At 69.8% G+C, this 21,619-nt stretch carries 22 protein-coding genes; 17 read left to right on the plus strand and 5 right to left on the minus strand.

Annotated elements, in window-relative coordinates; all coding sequences use genetic code 11:
• Positions 1-21: 21 nt before the first annotated feature.
• Positions 22-726 (minus strand): DUF2306 domain-containing protein, encoded by a 705-nt coding sequence (locus ABT340_RS31240; RefSeq protein ID WP_352014450.1) that lies wholly within the window; start codon positions 724-726, stop codon positions 22-24.
• Between the two features lie 322 nt (positions 727-1,048).
• On the opposite strand from ABT340_RS31240, the gene ABT340_RS31245 reads away from it, so the two are divergent.
• From ABT340_RS31245 to ABT340_RS31280, 8 genes are all read left to right on the plus strand, one after another.
• The gene (locus ABT340_RS31245; protein WP_352014451.1) at positions 1,049-2,524 is read left to right on the plus strand and encodes an FAD-dependent oxidoreductase; all 1,476 of its coding nucleotides are present in this window, start codon (positions 1,049-1,051) and stop codon (positions 2,522-2,524) included.
• The gene (locus tag ABT340_RS31250) at positions 2,442-3,599 is read left to right on the plus strand and encodes an epoxide hydrolase family protein (RefSeq protein WP_352014452.1); all 1,158 of its coding nucleotides are present in this window, start codon (positions 2,442-2,444) and stop codon (positions 3,597-3,599) included. The genes ABT340_RS31245 and ABT340_RS31250 overlap by 83 nt, the downstream gene beginning before the upstream one ends.
• Positions 3,600-3,606: 7 nt before the next feature.
• On the plus strand, positions 3,607-4,977 hold the full coding sequence (locus ABT340_RS31255; protein ID WP_352014453.1) for a condensation domain-containing protein: 1,371 nt from the start codon (positions 3,607-3,609) through the stop codon (positions 4,975-4,977).
• 164 nt (positions 4,978-5,141) lie between these two features.
• On the plus strand, positions 5,142-6,380 hold the full coding sequence (locus tag ABT340_RS31260; RefSeq protein WP_352014454.1) for an acyl-CoA dehydrogenase family protein: 1,239 nt from the start codon (positions 5,142-5,144) through the stop codon (positions 6,378-6,380).
• A complete protein-coding gene (locus ABT340_RS31265; protein WP_352014455.1) occupies positions 6,377-7,738 on the plus strand; it encodes an FAD-binding oxidoreductase in 1,362 nt (453 codons plus the stop codon). Before ABT340_RS31260 ends, ABT340_RS31265 begins: the two co-directional genes overlap by 4 nt.
• A 40-nt stretch (positions 7,739-7,778) precedes the next feature.
• Complete coding sequence (locus tag ABT340_RS31270) at positions 7,779-9,260, plus strand: multicopper oxidase family protein (RefSeq protein WP_352014456.1); 1,482 nt, start codon at positions 7,779-7,781, stop codon at positions 9,258-9,260.
• A gap of 179 nt (positions 9,261-9,439) precedes the next feature.
• Entirely contained in the window at positions 9,440-10,198 is a 759-nt protein-coding gene (locus ABT340_RS31275) for a maleylpyruvate isomerase family mycothiol-dependent enzyme (RefSeq protein WP_352014457.1), read from the plus strand.
• A gap of 170 nt (positions 10,199-10,368) precedes the next feature.
• Positions 10,369-10,905 (plus strand): NUDIX hydrolase family protein, encoded by a 537-nt coding sequence (locus ABT340_RS31280; RefSeq protein ID WP_352014458.1) that lies wholly within the window; start codon positions 10,369-10,371, stop codon positions 10,903-10,905.
• Positions 10,906-11,167: 262 nt separating this feature from the next.
• On the opposite strand, the gene ABT340_RS31285 is transcribed toward ABT340_RS31280, so the two are convergent.
• Positions 11,168-12,520 (minus strand): helix-turn-helix domain-containing protein, encoded by a 1,353-nt coding sequence (locus ABT340_RS31285; protein ID WP_352014459.1) that lies wholly within the window; start codon positions 12,518-12,520, stop codon positions 11,168-11,170.
• A 146-nt stretch (positions 12,521-12,666) separates the two neighbouring features.
• Between ABT340_RS31285 and ABT340_RS31290 the strand changes: the two genes are divergently transcribed.
• The 8 genes from ABT340_RS31290 to ABT340_RS31325 all read left to right on the plus strand — a co-directional run bounded on the left by ABT340_RS31290 (position 12,667) and on the right by ABT340_RS31325 (position 17,685).
• Positions 12,667-12,894 carry a hypothetical protein gene (locus ABT340_RS31290; RefSeq protein ID WP_352014460.1) on the plus strand — a complete coding sequence of 76 codons (228 nt, stop codon included), beginning with the start codon at positions 12,667-12,669 and terminating at the stop codon, positions 12,892-12,894.
• Positions 12,891-13,259 carry a hypothetical protein gene (locus ABT340_RS31295; protein WP_352014461.1) on the plus strand — a complete coding sequence of 123 codons (369 nt, stop codon included), beginning with the start codon at positions 12,891-12,893 and terminating at the stop codon, positions 13,257-13,259. The genes ABT340_RS31290 and ABT340_RS31295 overlap by 4 nt, the downstream gene beginning before the upstream one ends.
• 483 nt (positions 13,260-13,742) lie before the next feature.
• Entirely contained in the window at positions 13,743-13,988 is a 246-nt protein-coding gene (locus ABT340_RS31300) for a hypothetical protein (protein WP_352014462.1), read from the plus strand.
• A 16-nt stretch (positions 13,989-14,004) separates the two neighbouring features.
• A complete protein-coding gene (locus ABT340_RS31305) occupies positions 14,005-14,235 on the plus strand; it encodes a helix-turn-helix domain-containing protein (protein ID WP_352014463.1) in 231 nt (76 codons plus the stop codon).
• A 97-nt stretch (positions 14,236-14,332) separates the two neighbouring features.
• The gene (locus ABT340_RS31310) at positions 14,333-15,172 is read left to right on the plus strand and encodes a DNA glycosylase family protein (protein WP_352014464.1); all 840 of its coding nucleotides are present in this window, start codon (positions 14,333-14,335) and stop codon (positions 15,170-15,172) included.
• Positions 15,138-16,598: a B12-binding domain-containing radical SAM protein gene (locus ABT340_RS31315; protein ID WP_352014465.1), complete on the plus strand. Its 1,461-nt coding sequence runs from the start codon at positions 15,138-15,140 to the stop codon at positions 16,596-16,598. The genes ABT340_RS31310 and ABT340_RS31315 overlap by 35 nt, the downstream gene beginning before the upstream one ends.
• Positions 16,595-17,230 (plus strand): dTMP kinase, encoded by a 636-nt coding sequence (gene tmk, locus ABT340_RS31320; RefSeq protein WP_352014466.1) that lies wholly within the window; start codon positions 16,595-16,597, stop codon positions 17,228-17,230. Before ABT340_RS31315 ends, tmk begins: the two co-directional genes overlap by 4 nt.
• Positions 17,227-17,685, plus strand: coding sequence for an NUDIX hydrolase (locus tag ABT340_RS31325; protein ID WP_352014467.1), 459 nt, complete (start codon positions 17,227-17,229; stop codon positions 17,683-17,685). The genes tmk and ABT340_RS31325 overlap by 4 nt, the downstream gene beginning before the upstream one ends.
• Positions 17,686-17,738: 53 nt before the next feature.
• On the opposite strand, the gene cyaB is transcribed toward ABT340_RS31325, so the two are convergent.
• Complete coding sequence (cyaB, locus tag ABT340_RS31330) at positions 17,739-18,284, minus strand: class IV adenylate cyclase (RefSeq protein WP_352014468.1); 546 nt, start codon at positions 18,282-18,284, stop codon at positions 17,739-17,741.
• Between the two features lie 305 nt (positions 18,285-18,589).
• A complete protein-coding gene (locus tag ABT340_RS31335; RefSeq protein WP_352014469.1) occupies positions 18,590-19,432 on the minus strand; it encodes a M55 family metallopeptidase in 843 nt (280 codons plus the stop codon).
• Between the two features lie 140 nt (positions 19,433-19,572).
• Here ABT340_RS31335 and ABT340_RS31340 point away from each other — a divergent pair, with 140 nt between their 5' ends.
• Positions 19,573-21,159, plus strand: coding sequence for a flavin monoamine oxidase family protein (locus tag ABT340_RS31340; RefSeq protein WP_352014470.1), 1,587 nt, complete (start codon positions 19,573-19,575; stop codon positions 21,157-21,159).
• Positions 21,160-21,357: 198 nt separating this feature from the next.
• Here the strand turns inward: ABT340_RS31340 and ABT340_RS31345 are convergent, their stop codons facing one another.
• Positions 21,358-21,618 carry a hypothetical protein gene (locus ABT340_RS31345; RefSeq protein WP_352014471.1) on the minus strand — a complete coding sequence of 87 codons (261 nt, stop codon included), beginning with the start codon at positions 21,616-21,618 and terminating at the stop codon, positions 21,358-21,360.
• Position 21,619 lies beyond the last annotated feature (1 nt).

Below are 21,619 nucleotides of genomic sequence, written 5' to 3' on the forward strand. Positions count from 1 at the left end.
GGACCCCTGACGCGGACGGCCCTACCGTCCGGCGGGGACACGCCTCCTGGGGGTGGTCCGCTCAAGCCACAGGTAGGCCGCGACGAGGCTGACCACCCAGCCCATCCACGAGGAGATGTCGAAGAAGACCGCCACGTCGATGCCGTTGCCCGGGATGGCGAACTGGCTGATCACCCGGCCCCACGAGGTGCCCATGGCCAGCGCGAAGCTGTAGACCATCCAGCGCCGGTGGTCCACGTAACGGCGCTGCCGCGCGGCCCGCAGCCCGGCCAGCGACGTCGCGATCCACAGCACCGCCATCGTCGCCAGCCCCAGCTTGCCCATCGGCGCGGTCGAGTACGGCAGCAGCACCAGCGACAGCAGCGAGGCCGGCAGCGCCCCGGCGAAGACGTAGACCCGCCCGGAGATCCGGTGCAGGCCGGGACGGTGACGCCGTACCCACGGCAGCAACTGGACGAAGACCGTCACCAGCGCCACGTTGCCCGCGACGACGTGCGCCACGACCACCGGGTAGTGCAGGGCGAAGCCCGGGTCGATACGGGTGCGCGACAGGACCGGGTCGAAGCTCAGGTAGCGCGGCAGCGCGTAGATCAGGTTGAACACGACGAGCGCGCCGAGCCCGTACAGCCACGGGCTGCGCCACCACGGCCACGGGGAACGTCGCGCGAGGCCCCCCTCCCTGTCCTCCAGCCCGTCGACCAGGGTCCCTTCGGATTTCTTCGTCACTGCTTTTCCACCTTTTCCTAGGCGGCCCCGCCCAGGGCCGAAAACGTCGTCCGGGGGAGAGAAAGATCGCGGCTGAAGGCGCCAATGGGAGTTTCACGTCCGCTCCCCGGAAAACGCATCTCCCGTATTGCCATGTTCGTCGGCGACACCTGGAAAGCGATGACCCGGAGCAATTCAGAAGATGTCTCACCCGTGTCCCCGGTGCGACCATGCAGTGGCGGAGAGGGCGCACGGAATCCACTGGGAAATCCATTTCGGTTGTCCCTTCCGCGTGCCCGGCCGCACCCAGGCCACGGAGTCGAACTTGTGAGGTGAACCCCTGATGGCCGATGGAGCGGGAACCCGCGCGGTGGTGCTCGGCGGGAGCATGGCGGGCCTGCTGGCCGCCCGGGTGCTCTCCGAACGGTTCACCGAGGTGCTGCTCGTCGATCGTGACCGGCTGACCGGGGTGACCACCTACCGGCCGGGCGTCCCGCACGGGCGGCACGCCCACGGCCTGGTCGCCAGGGGCCACCAGATCCTGGAGGAGCACTTCCCCGGCCTCACCGGGAACCTGGTCGCGGCGGGCGTACGGCCCGGCGACTTCAACGGCGACATCCGCTGGCTGTTCAACGGCCGGCGGATCGCCCCGTCCCACTCGGGGCTGGGGTGCGTCCCCGCGACCAGGCCGGTGCTGGAGAACCAGGTGCGCCTGCGGGTCCAGGCCATCCCCAACGTGCGCTTCGTCGAGGGCCACGACGTCCTCGGCCTTGAGACGACGGCAGACCGGAGCCGGGTGACCGGCGCGCGGGTGCAGCGGCACGACGGCGGTGCCCCGGCGGAGACCCTCGACGCCGACCTGGTGCTCGACACCACGGGCCGGGGGTCGCGCACCCCGCTGTGGCTTGAGGAGCTGGGCTACGGACGCCCCGAGGAGGAGCGCATCAAGATAGACCTGGCCTACACGACCAGGCACTACCGGCTGCGCGCCGACCCGTTCGGCGGCGACCTGGCGATCATCCCGGCCGCCACCCCGCGGACCCCGCGCGGGGCGTTCTTCTTCCCCATCTCCGGAGGCGAGGGCCTGGTCGAGCTCTCGCTCACCGGCATCCTCGGCGACCACCCGCCGACCGACCCCGACGGCTTCCTCGACTTCGCCAGGTCCCTGCCCATCCCGGACATCCACGAGTCGATCAAGGACGCCGAACCGCTCGACGACCCGGTGACGTTCAAGTATCCGGCCAGCGTGCGGCGGCACTACGAACGACTGGCCGACTTCCCCTCCGGCCTGCTCGTCATGGGCGACGCGGTGTGCACGTTCAACCCGGTCTACGCCCAGGGCATGACGGTCTCCGCGCTGGGGTCCCTCGTCCTGCGGCGCCACCTGGAGCGGGGGACGGAACCGGACGCCAGGGCGTTCTTCAGGGACCTCTCCCGGGAGATCGACTCCCCGTGGGAACTGGCCGCCGGGTCGGACCTGGGCTACGCCGGGGTGCGGGGGAAGCGCTCGGCGAAGGTCAGGTTCGTCAACGCGTACGTGGCCAGGCTCCAGGACGCCGCCGTCAACGACCCCACCCTCGCCAACGCCTTCATCAGGGTCGCCGGGCTCGTCGACCCGCCCACCTCCCTCATGCTGCCCCGCCACGTCGTCCGGGTGCTGCGCGGGTCACGGCGGCCCCCGGCCGCGCACGGAAACCATGACTCCAGCCCCTCCGCACCGACCGAAAGGCCCTTCGATGCGTCCCTTCCGAGTCGAGTTCCCCCAGGCGGACATCGACGACCTGAACCGGAGACTGGCCGGGACCCGCTGGCCCGGTGAACCGCCGAGCGCCGGGTGGGAACGCGGTGTTCCCCCGGACTACCTCAGGGAGCTGGCCGAGTACTGGCGCACCGGTTTCGACTGGCGGGCGGCGCAGGATCGCCTGAACCGCTTCCCCCAGTTCGTCACCGAGATCGACGGCGTCGACGTGCACTTCCTGCACGCCCGCTCCCCGCGGAGCACGGCCGTACCGCTGGTCATCACGCACGGCTGGCCCGGCTCCTACGCCGAGTTCCTCGACGTGGTCGGGCCGCTGACCGACCCGGCGAGCCACGGCGGCGACCCGGCCGACGCCTTCCACGTCGTGGTCCCCTCCATCCCGGGGTACGGCTTCTCCGGCCACCCGGGCGAGCCGGGGTGGTCGACCCGCAGGGTCGCGCGGGCGTGGGCGGAGCTGATGCGGCGCCTGGGCTACGACCGTTACCTCACGCAGGGCGGCGACTGGGGCATGCCGATCTCCCTGGAGGTCGGGCTGGCCGACCCGGACCACGTGCTGGGTGTCCACGTCAACATGTTCGCCGCGTTCCCGCCGCAGGACCCGGCCGAGTGGGGCGAGCTGAGCGAGTCCGACCTGGCGCGGCTCGACTTCGCGGCGCGTTTCGAGCAGGACGGGGCGGGCTGGCGGTTCATCCAGTCCACCAGGCCGCAGACGCTGGCGTACGCGCTGACCGACTCCCCCGCCGGGCAGCTCGCCTGGATCGTGGAGAAGTACAAGGAGTGGACCGACTCGGCGAAGTCGCCCGAGGACGCCGTCGAACGCGACCACCTGCTGACCATCGCCTCGATCTACTGGCTGACCGCCTCCGCCGGGTCGAGTGCCCAGCTCTACTACGAGTCCAACCACCTGACCGCCGACTTCCTGCGGACCTGGGGCGGCCCCTGGCCGTTGCGGGCCCCCGTCGGGGTCGCGGTCTTCCCCTCCGACGTGGTGCTTCCGGTGCGCTCGTTCGCCGAACGGGTGCTGCCGACGCTGTCGCACTGGTCGGAGTTCGACCGGGGCGGGCACTTCGCGGCCATGGAGCAGCCGGGACTGTTCGTCGAGGACGTGCGGGCCTTCGCCCGCCCGCTGCGGTGAGGACGCCATGACCACTTCGGACACCGTCACCGGAACCATTGCGCCGCTCTCCCTCAACCAGGAGTTCGTCTGCGTCTTCGACCAGGGGGACGACTGCGGCCCGTTCGGCCCGCGCTACCACCTCGTCCACGGCTGGCGGGTACGCGGCGGCGTGGACGAGGAGACCCTGCGGGGCGCCCTCGCCGACGTCGTCGTCAGGCACGAGGCGCTGCGCACCCTCATCGTCAGGAGGGACGGCTCCCGCCACCAGGAGATCCTGCCGCCCTGCCCGGTCGAGCTGGAGGTCAGGGACCTGTCGGGAACCGCCCCCGAACGGCGGGACGCGGTGGTCGACGACCTGCTCGACGAGGTCGAGGCGTCCACGATCGAGTCGGGGACGCTGCCGCACCTGCGGGCCGTACTGGGCCGGTTCGACGACCAGGACACGATCCTGGTGATCATCACGCACCACACGGCGACCGACGGGTGGTCCATGCGGCTGATCATCAGGGACGTCGCCCGGTACTACGCGGCTCGGCGCGAGGGCGTCCCCGCCGCGCTGCCCGAAACGCGCCCCTACCGGGAGTACGCGCGCTGGCAGCTGGCCTCCGCGCAGGAGGGGGGCGCGGAGGCCGACCACGCCTACTGGCGGGAGAACCTGCGCGGAGCGGAGATCTTCACGGTGCGCACCGACCGGCCCCGGTCGGCCGAGGCCGGGCAGGAGACGTCGGTGCATCGTTTCCTGATCGGCGCCGAGACGATCTCCCGGGCGACGGCCCTGGCCAGGGCGGTGCGCGGCACGCTCTTCATGGTGCTGCTGTCCGCCTTCTACCTGCTCGAACACCGGGAGACCGGCCGTACGGACATCACCGTGCCCACCTTCACCCCCGGCCGGGGCCGGGAACGGGACGGGTTCGGGGACATGGTCGGCTCCTGCTTCAACTTCCTGCCGCTGCGGACCGACCTGGCGGCCTGCCGTACCTTCCGCCAGGTCGTCGAACGGACCAGGACGACCTGCCTTGAGGGGTACTCGCACGACATCCCGACCCTGCGGATCTTCGGGCAGGCGCCCGAACTGATGCGGCCCGCCATGGAGGCCGACCGGGCGCCCTGGGTCTTCCAGGTCTTCCCGTTCCCGTTCGTGCTCGACGGCGAGGTGATCGGCGACCTGGAGTACACGGAGGTACGGCTGCGCCTGCTCGACCAGTCCGTCGGCTCCGACGTGCCCGACGGCGCGCTGTGGACCCTGAACCTCCACCCGACCGGCGAGATCGTGGGCAGCGTCCAGTACAAGAACGCCCTGTACGACCACGACACGATCGCGGGCCTGGTCGCCGAGTACGGCCGCCTGCTCACCGAGGCCGTCGCCGCCCCGGACGCCCCGCTCCCCCGGGACTGACCCGGAAGGACCCGCCGCCCCGGAACCCGAAGCCCCAGGACCGGGACACCGCCAGAGCCCACCGCCCCAGAACCCGCTACCCCGGAACTCACCGCCCCAGGGCCGAGACCCCAGGACCCGCCGCCCCCGGGCCGAGACCCCAGAACGGAAGGAGCCGATCAGCGATGACGGCCGTCACGAACGCCCCGGGACAGGGCTTCCCGGCTCCGCCCGAGCCCGGCCTCACCCCGAACGAGGTGCTGGCCAGGGCCGAGGCGATCGCGCCCACGCTGGTCGGCCTCCAGGCGGAGACCGAGCAGCGCACCCACTACTCCCGGCGGACGCACGAGGAGTTCGCCAGGGCCGGTTTCCACCGCATCCTGGTGCCCCGCCGCTACGGCGGCTACGAGTTCGGGATCGACACCTTCATGCGGGTGGTGACGACGCTCGCCCGTGGCTGCCCTTCGACGGCCTGGATGTACTGCCTGGGCGCCACCCACGCCATCGCCGCCGCCACGCTCTTCGGCGAGGAGGCGCAGGCCGAGATCTTCCGGGACGGCGACTTCGTCTGCCCGGCGACGATCGTGCCCAGCGGCTCCGCCGTACCGGCCGCCGACGGGGGGTGGGTGCTCAACGGCACCTGGAACTACTGCTCGGGCGCGCCGTACGCGACGCACTTCATCGGCCACGCCCTGGCCCAGACCGGCGACGGGCCCCCCGCGCCCATGCTGTTCATCGCCCCACGTGACCAGTGGCGCCTCGTCGACGACTGGGGGCGGCAGCTCGGCCTCAAGGGCAGCGGGTCGCACAGCGTCACCATGGAGAACGGCCGCATCCCGGCCTCCTTCGCGCTGCCCGGCACACACCTGAGCGAGGCGACCGTCGCCGGCGGGACCCCGGGCCGTGAGCTGCACGGCAACCCCCAGTACGGCGGCGGCCCGCTCAGCTACATGGTCCTGGAGATCGCGTCGCTGGCCGTCGGCATCGCCCAGGGCGCCCTCGACGTCTACGGCGAGCTGATGCGGTCGAGGAAAACGCTGCTGCCGCCCGTCGTCGGCCGCGCCGAGGACCCCGACTACCAGTTCTGGTACGCCGAGGCCGCCGGCATGATCGCCGCGGCCGAGGCCGGGGTGCAGGGCGCGATCAGGCAGTGGCAGGAACTGTGCGCGCTCGGCCCCGAGGCGTTCACCAGGGAACAGGACCTGCGGATCACCACGATCTGCCGCCACACGATCCGGCTGTGCTGGACGGCGGTGGAGAGCTACCTGTTCCCGACGGCCGGGTCCAGCTCGGTCCGCCAGGGCGAACGCCTCGAACGGGTGTGGCGGGACATGTCCATGCTGCACAGCCACGCCGGGTTCGCGGTCTTCCTGCCGACCGTGGCGAACCGCGAGTTCACCCGCGTCCACTTCACCGCGCCATGACCGCTCCTGAGGCCCGCCTCGCTCGCCGGGGCGAGGCGGGCTACGCGGAGGCGACGCGGGTCTTCAACCTGGCCGCGCCCGCCGAACCCGCCGTCGCGGCGACGGTGCGCGACGTCGCGGGGATCAGGGCCGCGCTCGCCCACGCCGTTGCGGAGAACCTGCGGGTCCGGGTGCACTCGACCGGCCACGGCTCGGCCACCGCCCGCCCGATGGGCGAGGCGCTGCTGCTCAGGACCGAACTGTCCGGCGGCGTCGAGATCGACTCCGCGGCCCGCGTCGCCCGGGTGCCCGCGGGGACGCGCTGGGGTCAGGTCGTCGAGGCCGCCGAGCCGTACGGCCTGGCCGCCCCGCACGGCTCCTCCCCGCTCGTCGGCGTCGTCGGCTACCTGCTGCGCGGCGGGGTGAGCCTCTACGGACGGCACACCGGGCTGGCCGCCAACTCCGTCAGGGCGGTCGAACTGGTCACCGCGGACGGCGAACCGCGCAGGGCCGACGCCTCCTCCGATCCCGAGCTGCTGTGGGCGCTGCGCGGCGGCGGGGGCGGGTTCGGCGTCGTCACCGCCGTCGAGTTCGACCTGTTCCCCCTGGAACGGGTGGTCACCGGCGCCGCGTACTGGCCCGCCGTACACGCCGAGCGGCTGCTGCCGCTGTGGCTGGACTGGACGCGCAAGGCGCCGCGTGAGGCGACCACGACGCTGCGGCTGATGAACCTGCCGCCGCTGCCCGAGGTCCCGGAGCCGTTGCGCGGGCGGAGCGTGCTCTGCGTCGACGGCGTCGTGCTCGGCGGACCCGGGGACGAGGCGGTCGCCGAGGACCTCCTCGGCCCGCTGCGCGCGCTCGCCCCGCCGATCCTCGACACCTGGGGTACGGCCCCGCCCCGCCAGGCGACGCTGACCCACATGGACCCCACCGAGCCGTTCCCCATCTTCGGCGACCACATGCTGCTGGACGACCTGCCCGAGGAGGCGGCCGGGGAGTTCCTGCGGATCGCCGGGCCGGGGTCGCCGCTGACCAACGCCGAACTGCGCCAGCTCGGCGGGGCGCTGGCCGTACCGGAACGGGAGGGCGGGGCGCTCGACCGCCTCGACGCGAGCTTCGCCTACATGGGCGGGGGCGTGCCCTTCGGCGACCTCACCCCGGAGGCCCTCGTCGGCCACTGCGCGCGGACGCGGGCCGTACTACGGCCGTGGGACACCGGCCTGACCGCGCCCTCGTTCGTGGAGAGCCTCTCCCAGCCCCAGCGCCACCTGAGTCCCGAGCGGGTCGAGGCCGTCGACCGGGTCAGGGCCAGGGTCGATCCCACCGGGCTGTTCCGCGACGACATCGCCCCCGGTGCGACGGCCCACAGCAATCCGTGAGACGCCCGGGTGGAACCGGTATGACCCGATTGGGGAGAAGATGCTGAACAGACGACGCCTGCTGACGGCCGGAGGCCTCACGCTCGGCGGCATGGTCGGCGGGACACTGCTGCTGCCCAGGCAGGAGGCCTCCCCCGCCATGGCCGACGCGGGCCTCGGCACCCACCGGCGGACGCACATGACCCACGGCGCGACGCCCACCCGGGGCTCGGACCCGGCCCCGTTCCGGGTGCGGATGCCCGTGCCCCGCGTGCTCACCCCGGTCGCCTCCTACCGCGACGTGGACGTCTACCACCAGGACATCCGCGCCTCCCGGGTGGAGATGCTGCCCGGCGTGCGCACCGAGGTCCTCGGGTACGGCGGCGCCTTCGTCGGCCCGACCCTGCGCGTCAGGCAGGGGCGGCGGGTCGTCGTGCGTTACCGCAACGGCCTCGACCGGGCCGTCAACACCCACCTGCACGGCGGGCACGTCGCGGCCGACAGCGACGGTTATCCGATGGACCTCATCGAACCCGGCCGGTCACGGTTCTACGAGTACCCGAACGCCCAGCCGGGGGCGACGCTCTGGTACCACGACCACACCCACCACATGGAGGCCGAACACGTCTACCGGGGCATGCACGGCTTCTACCTGGTCGAGGGCCGGGACGAGAGGCGCCTGCGGCTGCCCTCCAGGGACCACGACGTGCCGATCATGCTCACCGACGCCCACTTCGCCCCCGACGGCTCCCTGATCTACGCCCCCGAGGACACGCCGAACCGCACGACGCTGCTGGCCAACGGACGGCCGCGGCCGTACTTCCCGGTGGCGGCGCGCAGGTACCGGTTCCGGCTGCTCAACGTGTCCAACTTCCGGACCTTCCACCTGAGCCTCGACCGTGACATGACGATGACGCAGATCGGCTCGGACGGTGGCCTGTTACCCGCGCCGGTGCGGCGGGAGGTCGTGGTGCTCTCCCCCGGCGAACGGGCCGAGGTGGTCGTCGACTTCGGCCCCCGCAGGGTCGGCGAACAGGTCGTGCTGAACGACGTCAGCGGCCCGGTCCTGCGCTTCGACGTGGTCACCAGGGCGGCGGACGACAGCCGGGTACCCGACGTGCTGCGCCCCCTGCCGCCGCTGCCCGCCCTCGGCAGCGGACGGACGGACCGGGAGATCACCCTCAAGGTGGACATGGTCCGCGGTGCCGCCTACATCAATGACCAGGTCTTCGACCCCAACCGGGTGGACGCCCGCGTCAAACGAGGAAGCACGGAGATCTGGCGCATCACCAACCTCGACACCGACGTGTCCCTCGACCACAACCTTCACCTGCACCTGGTGCAGTTCAGGATCCTGGACCGCGACGGCGCCCCGCCGCTGCCCGGCGAGTCGGGGCTGAAGGACACCGTCCTGGTGCCCGCGGGCGCCTCGGTCAGAATCCAGGTCACCTTCGGCGACTTCCTCGGCCGATACCTCTACCACTGCCACATGCTCGAACACTCGGTCGGCGGAATGATGGCGCAGATGGAGATCGTCCCCTGACCCCGTTCCCCGCCGAAAGCCATGTCGTAAGCTCCGCTGAAAACCCCACCGAAAGCCATGCCGAAGGCCGTCGGCGGCCGCCACCAGGAGCCTGCCGGATGCCCGCTCCCGGAACCGATGAGGGTTCTGGATCACCGCGACAACCTTCCCCGACCCCCAGAACCGATGAGGACCCCGTCATGAGCGACCTGAGGGACGTGACCGATGACCTGCACGCCGAGGCCGAGGAGCTCGACCGGACGGTCGTCGATCTCGACGCCGACGGGTGGGCGACGCCGACCGCCGTACCCGGCTGGACGGTCGGGCACCAGATCGCCCACCTCGCCGCCCTCTACCGGCTGATCGGCCTGGCGGCCTCGGACCCGGTGGCGTTCACCGCGCTGACCACGCAGCCCAGGTTCGACCTGGAGGCGAGGCTGCGCGCGTCGCTGTCCGGCTACCTGCTCGAACCGCCGGGGGCGCTGTTCCCCCGCTGGCACACCGAACGCGAGAACACCGCCGCCGTCCTGGCCGCCCTCCCGCCGGACCGTACGGTGCCGTGGCTGGGCGGCCCGCTGGAGGCCGCCGCGCTCGCGGGCGCCGCGATGACCGAGTTGTTCCGCCACGACCAGGACATCGCGGACGCGCTCGGGCTGAGCAGGAAGCGGACGGACCGGGTCAGGCACGCGATCGAGTTCGGGCTGCTGCCCGAAAGCGCCCGCTACCGCCCCACCGGCTGGGCCCCGCCCGGCCCCGGCCTGCACGTGTTCCTCACCGCCCCCTCGGGAGCCCTGTGGGACTACGGCCCCACCGAGTCCCGGCAGAAGATCGTCGGCGCCGCCGAGGACTTCTGCCTGCTGGTGACCGGGCACGGAGCACAGGCGTCCGACCTCCTCGCCAGCGGCCCCGAGGCGAGAGGATGGCTGGCCGGGCTTACCGAAGCCCAGGGACACCCCTGAACCCCCTTCGAACGCCTCCTGCGCCTCCGAGGCATCAGCCGTACCCCCTTGGAGACATCCCGTACGCTCTACCAGCCTCGGACATGTCCCACATGACCTGGGCATATCCGGTTCGCCACGCCCCAGGGCGCCTGCGTGTCCACGCGCTGACCGCGAAGTACGATCGACCAATGACCGAAATGACCGATACCGCGCCCGGATGGCTCTCTCCCGACGAGCTTGAGGCCGCTCGCGCCCGGATGCCGATCCTCTACGTCGACGCCGTCCCCGTCCGGGTGGACGACACGGGGGTGGTCACGCACGTCGGCCTGCTGCTGCGCATCGGAGCCGACGGCACGGTCAGCCGTGCCCTCGTCTCCGGTCGTGTGCTCCTGCACGAACGGGTCCGCGACGCGCTCATGCGCCACCTGGAGAAGGATCTCGGCCCGGTGGCGCTGCCGCGCGTACCCGCCTCACCGCAGCCCTTCACGATCGCCGAGTACTTCCCGACGCCGGGTGTCACGCCCTACCACGACCCCCGGCAGCACGCGGTCTCCCTCGCCTACGTCGTCCCGGTTGCCGGGGACTGCCGCCCCAGGCAGGACGCCCTGGACCTGGTCTGGTTCACCCCCGAGGAGGCGGCCTCCCCCCTCGTCCAACAGGAGATGCAGGGCGGCCACGGCACCCTCCTCAAGCAGGCCCTGGCCCACGTGGGCCGCCTGTCCTAAGGCTCAGACGCCCGGCGCCGGAGCTTCCCCGATGCCGTGCGCGAGGGGTGTCGGCTTGTGCTTTACCGGTGCCGTGCGTGAGGGGTGTCGGCTTGGGCGCGTCGGTGTCTGGACTGAGGAGTGAGGGAGCGAAGCGGACGAACGACGAGGGAAGACACCGACTCAGGGCGCCCAAGCCCGCGCCGCCGCAGGCGGAGCAAAAGGCGCAGCCCGCGACGCCGCCAGGCGGAGCAAAGAGGCAGGACCGTCGTCTGATTGCAGCTCAGGCCGACCGGTTGACTGTCAGCGCGCGCAGTTCGCGGGCAACGGGCAGAGTTCGAGCATGCTCCGGCAGGGCGCCGAGAACGAGATGCGTGTCCGTCGTATAGCGGGTCATCCAGCGTCCGGAAGGAAGGCCGTCAACGATCCGGAGAGCTTCATGCGCGGCGTTCTCTGGATCAGTTCGGGCGTGCAGCGCGACACGGTGCAATCGAATTCGAGGCGAGGTTTGATCGTTCACCGGATACAGGGCTTCGGCGGCATCCTGCGCCTGGGTAGCGTTCCTCACATCACTTGCGAGGGTGTAGATCAGGCTTCGATCGAACCACAGCCCACGCTCGCTGAGGCTGCGAAAAGCGCCAGACGCTGCCGGGAGCTGGTCAAACGCCCTCTCAGCTTCTTGCAGCGTGTTGATCGCGTCCGCGTGAGAACCCATTGCCGCCAGCGTCTTCGCCTCAGTGGTTAAGGCCGCCACAAGCGGAGCGCTTGGCTGCGAACCGGCCAGCCGACGAGCCTCCTGAGAGAGCTTGAGGACCTCGGCGAGATCCTCGGCCGGATCGCTGCGCCTGTGGATCGCCTCGCGGCTTCGCAACCAGGAGGCAAGCAACCGATCACCGGATTCGTCGATAAGCGTCCGGGTTGTGCTCCACCACCGATGGGCCTGCCTGCGATTGCCCATGTCGGTCCACTTACCGGCGATCAAGGCGGTGTGCCGGGCAGCGGCGTGGGCGAGGTCTCGCCGTACCGCATCGGGCTGATTGCGAGCGAGATGGGGAGCCATCTCGGCGAAGTCGGCAGCGAGGGCGGCAAGGACGACGGCGGGCGATTCGACGCGGGCGGCTTTGGCGTGTACGTCGGCGGCGTCTTCCCAGTCGTCGATCATCGCCTGTGACACGCTCGCCCCGGAGATGGAGGGTTGGGATACCTGCCAGGCGTCCGTCAGCGCGGCCAGCGCGGGCGCCACCGCGCCGCCGACGGCGACGACAGCGGCGTCCCGCATAAGTCGTCTGCGCTCCATGTCTTCATCCTCATCCCGCGTTGAGGCCTTTGCCTCGACGGTACCCTTCCGCGCCTGATCGGCGTCAGTCATCGCCGCGTGAAGCGCTTGCGCCATGAGTTCACCTCCGGCGCCGAGTTCGGCGTCGAGGGCCTTGACGGCCTCGACGGGCGGGCGGTTCTTTCCCTGCTCCCATTTGCTGATCAGGGAGTAGTTCCACCGGATCTGCTCAGCGAGGTCACGCAGGCTCAGTCCGTGATGTTCTCGCCGGATCCGCAGGGCACGGCCGAACTCCTGCCAGCCCGTCGAGGTGTTCGGAGTCGATTGTCCGGTCACGTTCGCCCTCGCGATCCGTTGCACGCGTTGCACCTGCGCCGATGCAACGCAGTGTGTCTTGCCCCACACTCCCAGCGACTTCAACTATGGCACCAGCAAGGGCCGTGTAAAGCGGAACCCCGCAGGCTGGCAGGCCGTACGGGGTCCCTGATCGCAAAAGAGGTGCGATCGTGAACGATGGTAAGGCCGCTGGGCCTTCACCGACCATCCCGGGCTGGCGCCTGCTCATCAGTGACGCGGGCCGGTTCTGGGCCTTCCGGCAGAAGCCCTTCCCCGTCGAGGCGCGGCGGGCCGGTGCCGAACCGGACCTGGACGCTGACACCTTCGACGACATCCAGGCCGTCATCACCCGCCATGAGGAGATCGCCCGTCAGGCCGCCGGGCAGGTGGCGTTGTGATCAGGCGGTCTCGCCGCTGCGGACGGCACCGCGACGGGCAGCCGTTCACGAGGGTGTACCGGCGCCTGTGGGACGGCCCGGCCCGTTCCGAAGCGGAACGACTGGACCGTTCCTGCCAGTGGTGGAGCGTGCTCTACAGCCTTGGACAGCGCCGCTTCTACGCCATCGCGATCTGGCCGACGCCCGAACCGCTGATCATCTCCGACGTCAGCCCCGAAGGGCTTCAGGAGCGGATGCGCGAGGCGGAGACGGCCCTCGCCTGGCGGGCGCTTCCCCTTCACTCGACCCGGCGCGGCGGTAACCACTCCCAGGTGCCCGCCGTCGCGCCGTACCGCCCCCGGCGCCATCGCCGGAACGCGGCCTGACAAGCCGGTACGACGGGCGGGGCCCTCATCCCGCCCCTGCCCGCCGTACCTCGTGAACGTGCGGCCCAGGCATGAGGGGCCTGGGCCGCACCCCCTCGGCGGCTCCGGAACGCATCGGGGAAGCGGGGTCGTCGGCGCCGGTCACAACGGAGTGACCGGCCCCTTCGGGCGCCCGGCCAGGCAACCTCGCCGGCCGGGCGCCCTCCAAGCCATCCGTCGCCATCCGTCACGGACAGGAGTCCCGTGAAGAACCCGCTGAGCGTATTGCTCGACCTGCTTTCCACAGCTCTCCCCGGCCTCCCGGGCACCGAGATCGAACCTCGACCCCCGAGAGAGTCCTTGAAACCGCCCGTGGCGCCTCCGGAGAGCCGGGAGGGTTCCTGACATGGCCGTCCCGGTCGGGGTCGAGCCGGTCCCGTGGATCGCGATGCGGGCTGTTCCCGCATGGCCGGTGATCGCCGCCCGGCTACGAAGGGACCGTTCGTGACCGGCCACGATCCCGAGAATGAGCGGCGGCTGATCGAACTGCTCGGCACCATCCATCGCGGCTGGAGGTACGAGGCCCGGGACATGCCGGGCCTGCCCCGGTGGTGGGCCTACCGCTACCAGCCGGTCACCCCGGCCCAGCACGCCGCCGGAGCACGTGACGTCCTCGCCCGCACCACCGTCCACCGCCTGGCCCAAGCCCTGGGCCTCCAGGACGGGATCACCCACATCATCCGCACCTGACGCCATAAGGATCCCCATGACCAGCATCATCAGCCCCGACGGCACCTTCAGCACCGAAACCGGAGCCACCGACCGCCTCCTCACCCCCGGCGAGGTCGCCCGCATCTTCGGGGTGGACCCCAAGACCGTCAACCGCTGGGCGTTGACCGGAAAGGTCCCGTCCGTCCGCACACCCAGCAGACAACGCCGCTACCTGGAGTCCGAAGTCCGCGCACTGCTACACGGGTCAGGAGCCGTTGGCGCATGAGAACGAACACGTGATGCTCATATCAAGGGCGCGATCCGCCGTGAATGTCCGAAGCAACTCTTCTGTTTTCCCGCGTCGGCACCGGAGGCTGCGTACGGTGGCGCGAACATCGTTGATCGTCGAGCCGAAAGGCCACGTCATGACCTGGCTCATGCTGGACCACCCCGCCTGGGACCTTGACACCGGTACACCGATCAGGGCGCTGCGTACCTCAACAGGGACGTGGACGTTCACCGGCTCATCCGAGCGTATTGCCACTCTGATCTGCGGAGACGGTTCCGCGCCCGTCATCGACTCCTACGACCCGGTATCTCTGCTGGACAGACGGGTACCGGTCGGACTCGCCACCTCCCTGCACCGACTCGGTCGCGTCGAGCGGGTGCGCAACCCCGATCTGTGGGAGGCATTGGCAACCGCCATCGTCCGACAGGTCATCCGGGCTGGGCAGGCACGCAAAATGCATCGTGCGTTTCGGGCCGCCGCAGGTGAAGCTGCTGGAAGTACCTGGCTGATCCCGACTCCGGAACAGACGCTCGCTCTCAGTGCCGAGGACTTCGCCGAACTCGGCATGGCCTTCAAGCACCGACCACTTCAGGCCGCAGCCTCCGCCTACCTGACCCACCACGCAGAATGGGCGCAGCTTGCCCCTGATGCCCTGGTTAAAGCCTTGCAGTCGGTGCCGCGCATCGGGCCGTGGACCGCCGGGGCTGCTGTCGCCGATGCGACCGGCGACTTCTCCCTGTACCCGTACGCCGACCTGGCCGTCCGCACCTGGGCGGCGCTGGCTGATCCAGCCACCGCGTGGCCGACCGACGAGCCCGGCTTCGCTGCTACCTGGCGGCGTCTGGCCGGACCGCACCTGTCCGTACTCACTGTCCTCACACTCGCCTGGGGAGATCACCATGCACAAGTTGATCAAGGGAGCACGCACCACTGACTTAGGAACCACACCTGCGCAACTTGACCTGCTGCTCGTCAACGCTCCGCTGCGGGACTACTCCCTCCGGCCCCGCGTCAACGACTACACCTTGCCCGTGCTGGGCATGGCCTACATCGCCACCTACGCCGCCTCTCAAGGCTTCACGGTCGGCGTTCTGGACGCCGAGGCAGCGGGCCTGCCGATCGCTGACACCGTCAGCCTGATCAACCAGGCTGCGCCTCGCTGGGTCGGATTCAACCTGTTAGCCCCTACCTACGAGATCAGCGCGACCATCGCCGCCGCCCTCGACCCGCACATCCGCATCATGGTGGGGGGTCACCATGCCAAAGCCATGCCGCAGCGAATCCTCGCCGATCCCCGGATGGCCCGTTGCGACGCCCTGGTCATCGGCGAGGCCGAGACTCGCGTTGCGGAATTGCTGGCCAACCACCGAAACCGGACCGGCCTGCCCGGAGTCATGTGGTGTGATCCCGTTCTGGGCGCTCCGGTCACTGGCGGTAGCCCCGGTAGCAACCATCACCTGGCACCGGACATCAACACACTTCCGTTTGTCGATCGCGCCTACCTTGCCCAGGACCCCTACCGGGCCGAAGACGGCCGTATTGAGGCGAACATGGTCGGGGCGCGTGGCTGCCCCTACGACTGCTCGTTCTGCGGCGCGGCGGTCAGCGCTAACCCGGATGTGACGATCCGAGTACGCGAGCCGTACGGAATCCTCGGCGAGATGCACCAGCTCCGTGATGGTCAGGGCGTGACGGCGTTCCGGTTCGTTGACGACCTGTTCCTCGGCGCCCGCCGTGTGATCGACCAGATGACGGCCGCGTTCGCCGCCGAGAAGGTGAGCGAATGGGCGGTTTGGGACGCCACTGGCCGTATCAACGTGCTCCACCGTGCACCGGACAAGACACTCGATCTGCTCGCCGCGTGTGGGCTGCGCGAGGTCGCCCTTGGCATCGAATCCGGCTCGGAACGGATGCTGGCCCACATCGACAAGCGCATTACTCAGGAGATGGTCCTCAACGTTGTCCGCCGTCTCACCATCCGCGGCATCAAGGTGAAGGGCTACTTCATTCTCGGTTTCCCCACCGAGACCCGTGTCGAGCTGGCCGAGACCGTCGGCCTGATCCACAGACTGTGGGATCTCACCGACGGTCAGGCCGGAGCGTTCCGTGCGTCGGTGTTTCAGTTTCGCCCCTACCCTGGCACCCCTGAGTGGGAGCGGTTGATGGCCACCGGCCGCTACGCCACCGAGCAACTCCTCGACTACGCGCCCGTGGACCTCGGCGCCGAAGACGCGGCTCTGCGCGGCCGGGACGAGTTCAACTTCTCCTCGCGGCTCCAGTTCGGGGAGGCCACCGAGGAGGAGATTCACCGTCATCTGGCCGATCTCGCACGCGCCCAGCACTCTCGGAGGGTTGCATGAGCTTGTTCGTCACCCTCGACGGCCCCGGCGGGGCCGGAAAGTCCACCTTGACCCAGTTGGTCGCTGAGCAACTCGCGGCTGTGGGCGTCTCCGCGCTGGCCACCCGCGAGCCGTCCGGCGGGCCTCTCGGCGAGATCGCCCGTCGGCAGACAGCGACATTTTCCGGCCCTGCGCTGGCCTGCCTGGTGGCCGCCGACCGCTACCACCACCTTGAGACCGAGATTCGGCCGGCACTGGCCAGAGGCGAGGTGGTGGTGTGCGACCGATACGTGCCCTCCTCCTATGTTCTCCAGAGTCGCGACGGCGTCCCGCTGGATTACATCCGCCACCTCAACGCCCTGGCCGACCGGCCTGGTCTGGCAGTTCTGGTCACAGCCGCTTCCGCCGTTCTGGAGGAGCGACTCAGCGTGAGAGGAGCGCACTCACGATTCGAGCACGAAGGCTCCAGCACCGCCGAAGTCGCCCTGTACGAGGACCTTGCCGACACCTTGGCTGTCGATGGATACGTTTTCCACCGAATCGACACAGGGCACCAATCATCGCAAGACGCCGCTGCGACTCTCACCGGCCACATCCTTGAGCTATTGTCACGGGCGTCAGACCCGCCTCGGGAAAGGCTCCTGCCGCCATGACGACGCAGCGCCAGCAGGTCACCGTGGATGTTCATGTGATCCTCGAACGCGACGGTCATGTTCTGCTGTCCCTTCGGCAGGGCACTGGGTACGCCGACGGGCTGTACTGCCTACCCTCCGGCCATCTCGACCCCGGTGAGACAGTCGTCGACTGCGCGATCCGTGAAGCCCGCGAGGAGGTCGGCGTCACCATCGACCCTGGCCATCTACGGCCCGCCACCGTGGTCCACCACCTGTCTCCCGAAGGTCGGCCACGGGTCGGGTTCTTCTTCGCCACGGATGCCTGGGACGGGGAGGTGGTCAACGCCGAACCGAACAAGTGCGCCAAGGTCGAATGGGTGCCCGCTGACGTCCTGCCGAGTAACACCGTGCCGTACACCGCCGCCGGGGTCAGGCTCTACCGCACCGGCACTGGCATCGGCATACATGGTTGGTCCGAACCGACAGCCACATAAAACGAGTACGGCCCCGGCCTCCGAAGAGAACCGGGGCCTTCTCACCAGCTGTTCTAAGTCAGGGCCAGGGCGGCACGTACCAACGAGTCGTAGGTGTCCCTCGTACGTTCCAACTCGATGCCGAGGGAACGAGCGAAGGCGTCCAGCTCATCCTGTACGGCGGTGCCGGGTTCCTGGTCGTTCGCCGTACGTTCGAACTCGACGAACACTCCGGCGTGCTCGACCTCGTCCACGCAGATCGCCACCCCGTTGAGCGTCGCGCTCCTACGGGTCTTCACGATGCGGACGGTGGGGTGGAAACCCATCGCGACGATGGCGTGGTGCATCTGCTCCCGATCGGCCACCTCGGTCTCGTGCTCAAGGCAGGCCATCGCGTTGTCCAGTGGTCGTTTGATCGTGAACAGGTGTCGTCCGTGCTGGGTGCGCAACCGGGCGAACGTCACGCCGATCTTGCTCTGCTCGTAGGTCCAGCCGTTCTCGGCATACGCCTGGTCGTCCTGCCGTACCGGAGGAGAGAGAATCACTCCGCGCCGGGCCAACGCCTCCTCCAAGGCCACGAGGTCACGCACGCGGTACTTGACCTCAATCTCCTGCGCCACATCGGCCTCCCTGGTCTCCGCTGGGACGCGGGGAGCCTACCGAGAGCGTGCGTGGCTCGACATGGAATCAGCACAGCCCACTCTGAAACGGCGGAACGCCAAACTCACATCACAAGAGAACCTGGCTGGACTCGTCGATGAGGGAGGGGCTTGGGTTTGGGGTACCGGTGCCGTGTGTGAGGAGTGTCCGGCTTGGGCGCGTCGGTGCTTGGACTGAGGAACGCAGGAGCGCAGCGACGGAGTGACGAGGGAAAGCGCCGACCCGAAAGCGCCCAAGCCCGCGACGCCGCCAGGCAGCGCAAAAGTCACCTATCGAACAAGATCGAGCGCGCCCTCGCCGTGGCCGCGGCGAGTTGGTAGCAGACGTTGACGACCCCCAGCACCTCCCGGGGGCTGGACAGGCCGCCGGCGACCGTACGGTCGCCGGTGCGGGTCATCCCGGGGATCATCGCGCCCTGTTCCGCCGCCGCCGCGCTCGGCATGTCGATCTCCAGGTGTAGTTCGTCGGGCACCTGGATGGTCGGCAGTTCCCCGGCCTTCTCGACCGTCTCGGCCGCGGCCGCCCTGATGCGCTCGCGCGCCACGGTCGGCGAGAGGCTGTCCGCGGCGAAGTAGCCGTGCGCGGCCTTCACCTCGACGGTCCGCGCGCCGGGCAGCCGGTCCCTGATGGTGGCGCAGATGACGTCGTCACCGGTGACGAGCCCGACCGGCACACCGACCGCGGCGGCCCGCAGCGCGTTGACCTCGGCCTCGGAGACGACGAGACCGTTGAGGCGGACCTCGGTGAAGTACGAGGAGTAGGTGTGCGCGAGCACGCCCGGTTCACCGGCCGCCGCGTGGTAGCCGAGGAAGAGCGCCACGTCGTGTTCCTCGCTGATCCCCTCGGCCATGCAGTCGAGTTTGGGGGAGCCGAAGATGAGCCTGGCCCTGGGGTCGAGGTCCTCGTGGATGAGGTTGTCCATGGTGCCGTGACTGTCGTTGACCAGGACGCTCTCCGCACCGGCGTCGAAGGCTCCCGCGATGGCGGCGTTGGCCTCGGCGGTCATCAGGCGCTGCGCGGCGGGGTAGCCGTGTCCGCCTCTGACCACCTGGTCCATGGTCGCGATCCCGGCGACGCCCTCCATGTCGATGGACACATAGACCCTCATGTTCAGGACTCCTCACGCTCCACGGACGACACCGTCCAGCCTCACCGCGAACGCCTCCGAGGGATACGTTCCGCCCGCCAAGCCGTACGGCTCTCATTTGGAGATGACTCCGTTGCTCCTTCGCGTGATGGATGTTCCGGGTGGTCTTGACGTTCTCCCCAGCAGGTGAGATTACTGGCAGCGATATTACTGTCGCTTTACGTGAACATAGGGGGTGTGAAGCTCTGAACACCAACAAACCGCCGGTCCTGGGTACGGCGACGCCCGAAGAGCTGATCGAGGCGGGAGCCCCGAGACCGAGTCACGAGCTGCGAGTCCCCGCCGCCCTGGTCGCGACCGCCGAGCACGGCCTGACCTCAGGCGGCACGCCGCGCAAGCGGGTGCTGGTCATCGGCGGCGGGATGGCCGGCCTCGTCGCCGCCTACGAGCTGATGCGCCAGGGGCACGAGCCCGTCGTCCTGGAGGCCCAGCAGCGGGTCGGCGGACGGGTCCTCACCCTGCGGGACTTCGCCCCCGGTCTGTACGCCGAGGCCGGAGCGATGCGCATCCCGCGCGTGCACGACCTCACCCTGGCCTACTGCGAGCGGTTCGGGCTCACCCTACGGCCCTTCGTGATGGGAAATCCGAACACCCTCGCCTACATCCAGGGCGTCAGGACCACCGTCAGGGAGCTGAACGAGAACCCCGGCATCATCGACTTCGAGCTCGCCGAGCACGAGCGTGGCCGCACCTACGAGGACCTGTGGCGCACCGCCACCCAGGAGATCCACGACCTGTACGCCCAGGAGGGCGAGGCCGCGCTCGACCGCATCTGCGCCGAGTACGACCGCTACTCCATCCGCGGGTTCCTGCGCGAGCGCGGCTTCTCCGAGGGCGCCATCGAGCTGTACGGCGTCATGAGCTTCAGGGAGTCCAACCTGAACGCGGCGATCATCGAGCAGTTCCGCGAGATCATCGGCCGGGCGTTCGAGGACATGCAGGAGATCGAGGGCGGCACGGACCTGCTGCCGACGGCCTTCTACCGGGAGCTGAGAAACCACATCCGGTTCGGCCACGAGGTCACCGCCATCGAGCAGGACGACCACTCGGTCACCCTGCACGTCAGGACGGCCTCCGGCAGGACGACGCTCACCGGCGACTACGCCATCTGCACGATCCCGTTCTCGGTGCTGCGTGACGTGGAGGTCAGGCCCGCCTTCTCGCGCCGCAAGCAGCGCGCCATCCGCGAGCTGAACTACAACGCCTCCACCAAGATCCTCTTCCAGGTGCGGCGGCCGTTCTGGGAGCGGACGGACGGCATCGTCGGCGGCACCACGGTCACCGACCTGCCGATCCGCCGCATCTGCTACCCCTCGCACAACGCCCGCGACGAGGAGCGTTCGGTCCTGCTGGCCAGCTACACCTGGGGGCAGGACGCCCTGAGGTGGGGCGCGATGTCGCCGCAGAAGCGGGTCGAGCAGGCGCTTGAGGACGTCGCCAAGATCCACCCCGAGATCCACGACCACATCGAGTTCGGCGTGACGCACGCCTGGTACGACGACCCCTACGCGGCGGGGGCCTTCGCCCTGTTCGAGCCGCACCAGCAGACGAGTCTGCACGACGCGATCATCGCCCCCGAGGGTCGCGTGCACTTCGCCGGTGAGCACTGCTCGCTGTGGCACGCCTGGATCGAAGGAGCCCTGGAGTCCGGGCTCAAGGCGGCCCAGGCCATCCACGAGGCGTCCTGACCCCGGCGCCCGGCGTCTCTCCCCCGGCGCCGGGCGCCGTACCAAACGCCACGCCCGGCCTTCACCGCCGTACCAGACACCTCCCACGGCGCCAGACGTTTCCCGCCAGGCCGAACCCCCACCGCCACGCCGTACCAAACACCTCGCCCCGCGCCCGGCCTTCACCGCCTACCGAGCCCCCACCGCCGCCTCGGGCGGTCAGCCGCCGAGTCGTTCGGCGTAGCGGCTCAGTCTGGCCTCCGCCTCCGTCAGGTCGGCCGCGGCCACCGCGCACGCGTCGAGGTGGGCCCGTACCGACTCGCGCAGCCACGGCGGTGCCGCACCGCCCTCCTCAAGCTCCGCCTCGATCCTGCGCAGGCGCTCGGCGCAGTCGGCGAGTCTTCGGACGTCGGAGCGCAGCAGTTCGACCCGCGCGGCGATCCGCTGCGGCGCATCCGGTTTGTCGGGGGAAGAAGGCATT

This window comes from Streptosporangium sp. NPDC000239 (genome assembly GCF_040300765.1).
Lineage (GTDB): Bacteria > Actinomycetota > Actinomycetes > Streptosporangiales > Streptosporangiaceae > Streptosporangium.

Bases quoted from the DNA above. Each gene is read 5' to 3' on its own strand.
- ABT340_RS31245 (WP_352014451.1), top strand. From the start codon at position 1,049: ATGGCCGATGGAGCGGGAACCCGCGCGGTGGTGCTCGGCGGGAGCATG.
- ABT340_RS31250 (WP_352014452.1), top strand. From the start codon at position 2,442: ATGCGTCCCTTCCGAGTCGAGTTCCCCCAGGCGGACATCGACGACCTG.
- ABT340_RS31255 (WP_352014453.1), top strand. From the start codon at position 3,607: ATGACCACTTCGGACACCGTCACCGGAACCATTGCGCCGCTCTCCCTC.
- ABT340_RS31260 (WP_352014454.1), top strand. From the start codon at position 5,142: ATGACGGCCGTCACGAACGCCCCGGGACAGGGCTTCCCGGCTCCGCCC.
- ABT340_RS31265 (WP_352014455.1), top strand. From the start codon at position 6,377: ATGACCGCTCCTGAGGCCCGCCTCGCTCGCCGGGGCGAGGCGGGCTAC.
- ABT340_RS31270 (WP_352014456.1), top strand. From the start codon at position 7,779: ATGCTGAACAGACGACGCCTGCTGACGGCCGGAGGCCTCACGCTCGGC.
- ABT340_RS31275 (WP_352014457.1), top strand. From the start codon at position 9,440: ATGAGCGACCTGAGGGACGTGACCGATGACCTGCACGCCGAGGCCGAG.
- ABT340_RS31280 (WP_352014458.1), top strand. From the start codon at position 10,369: ATGACCGAAATGACCGATACCGCGCCCGGATGGCTCTCTCCCGACGAG.
- ABT340_RS31305 (WP_352014463.1), top strand. From the start codon at position 14,005: ATGACCAGCATCATCAGCCCCGACGGCACCTTCAGCACCGAAACCGGA.
- ABT340_RS31315 (WP_352014465.1), top strand. From the start codon at position 15,138: ATGCACAAGTTGATCAAGGGAGCACGCACCACTGACTTAGGAACCACA.
- tmk (WP_352014466.1), top strand. From the start codon at position 16,595: ATGAGCTTGTTCGTCACCCTCGACGGCCCCGGCGGGGCCGGAAAGTCC.
- ABT340_RS31325 (WP_352014467.1), top strand. From the start codon at position 17,227: ATGACGACGCAGCGCCAGCAGGTCACCGTGGATGTTCATGTGATCCTC.
- ABT340_RS31335 (WP_352014469.1), bottom strand. From the start codon at position 19,432: ATGAGGGTCTATGTGTCCATCGACATGGAGGGCGTCGCCGGGATCGCG.
- ABT340_RS31345 (WP_352014471.1), bottom strand. From the start codon at position 21,618: ATGCCTTCTTCCCCCGACAAACCGGATGCGCCGCAGCGGATCGCCGCG.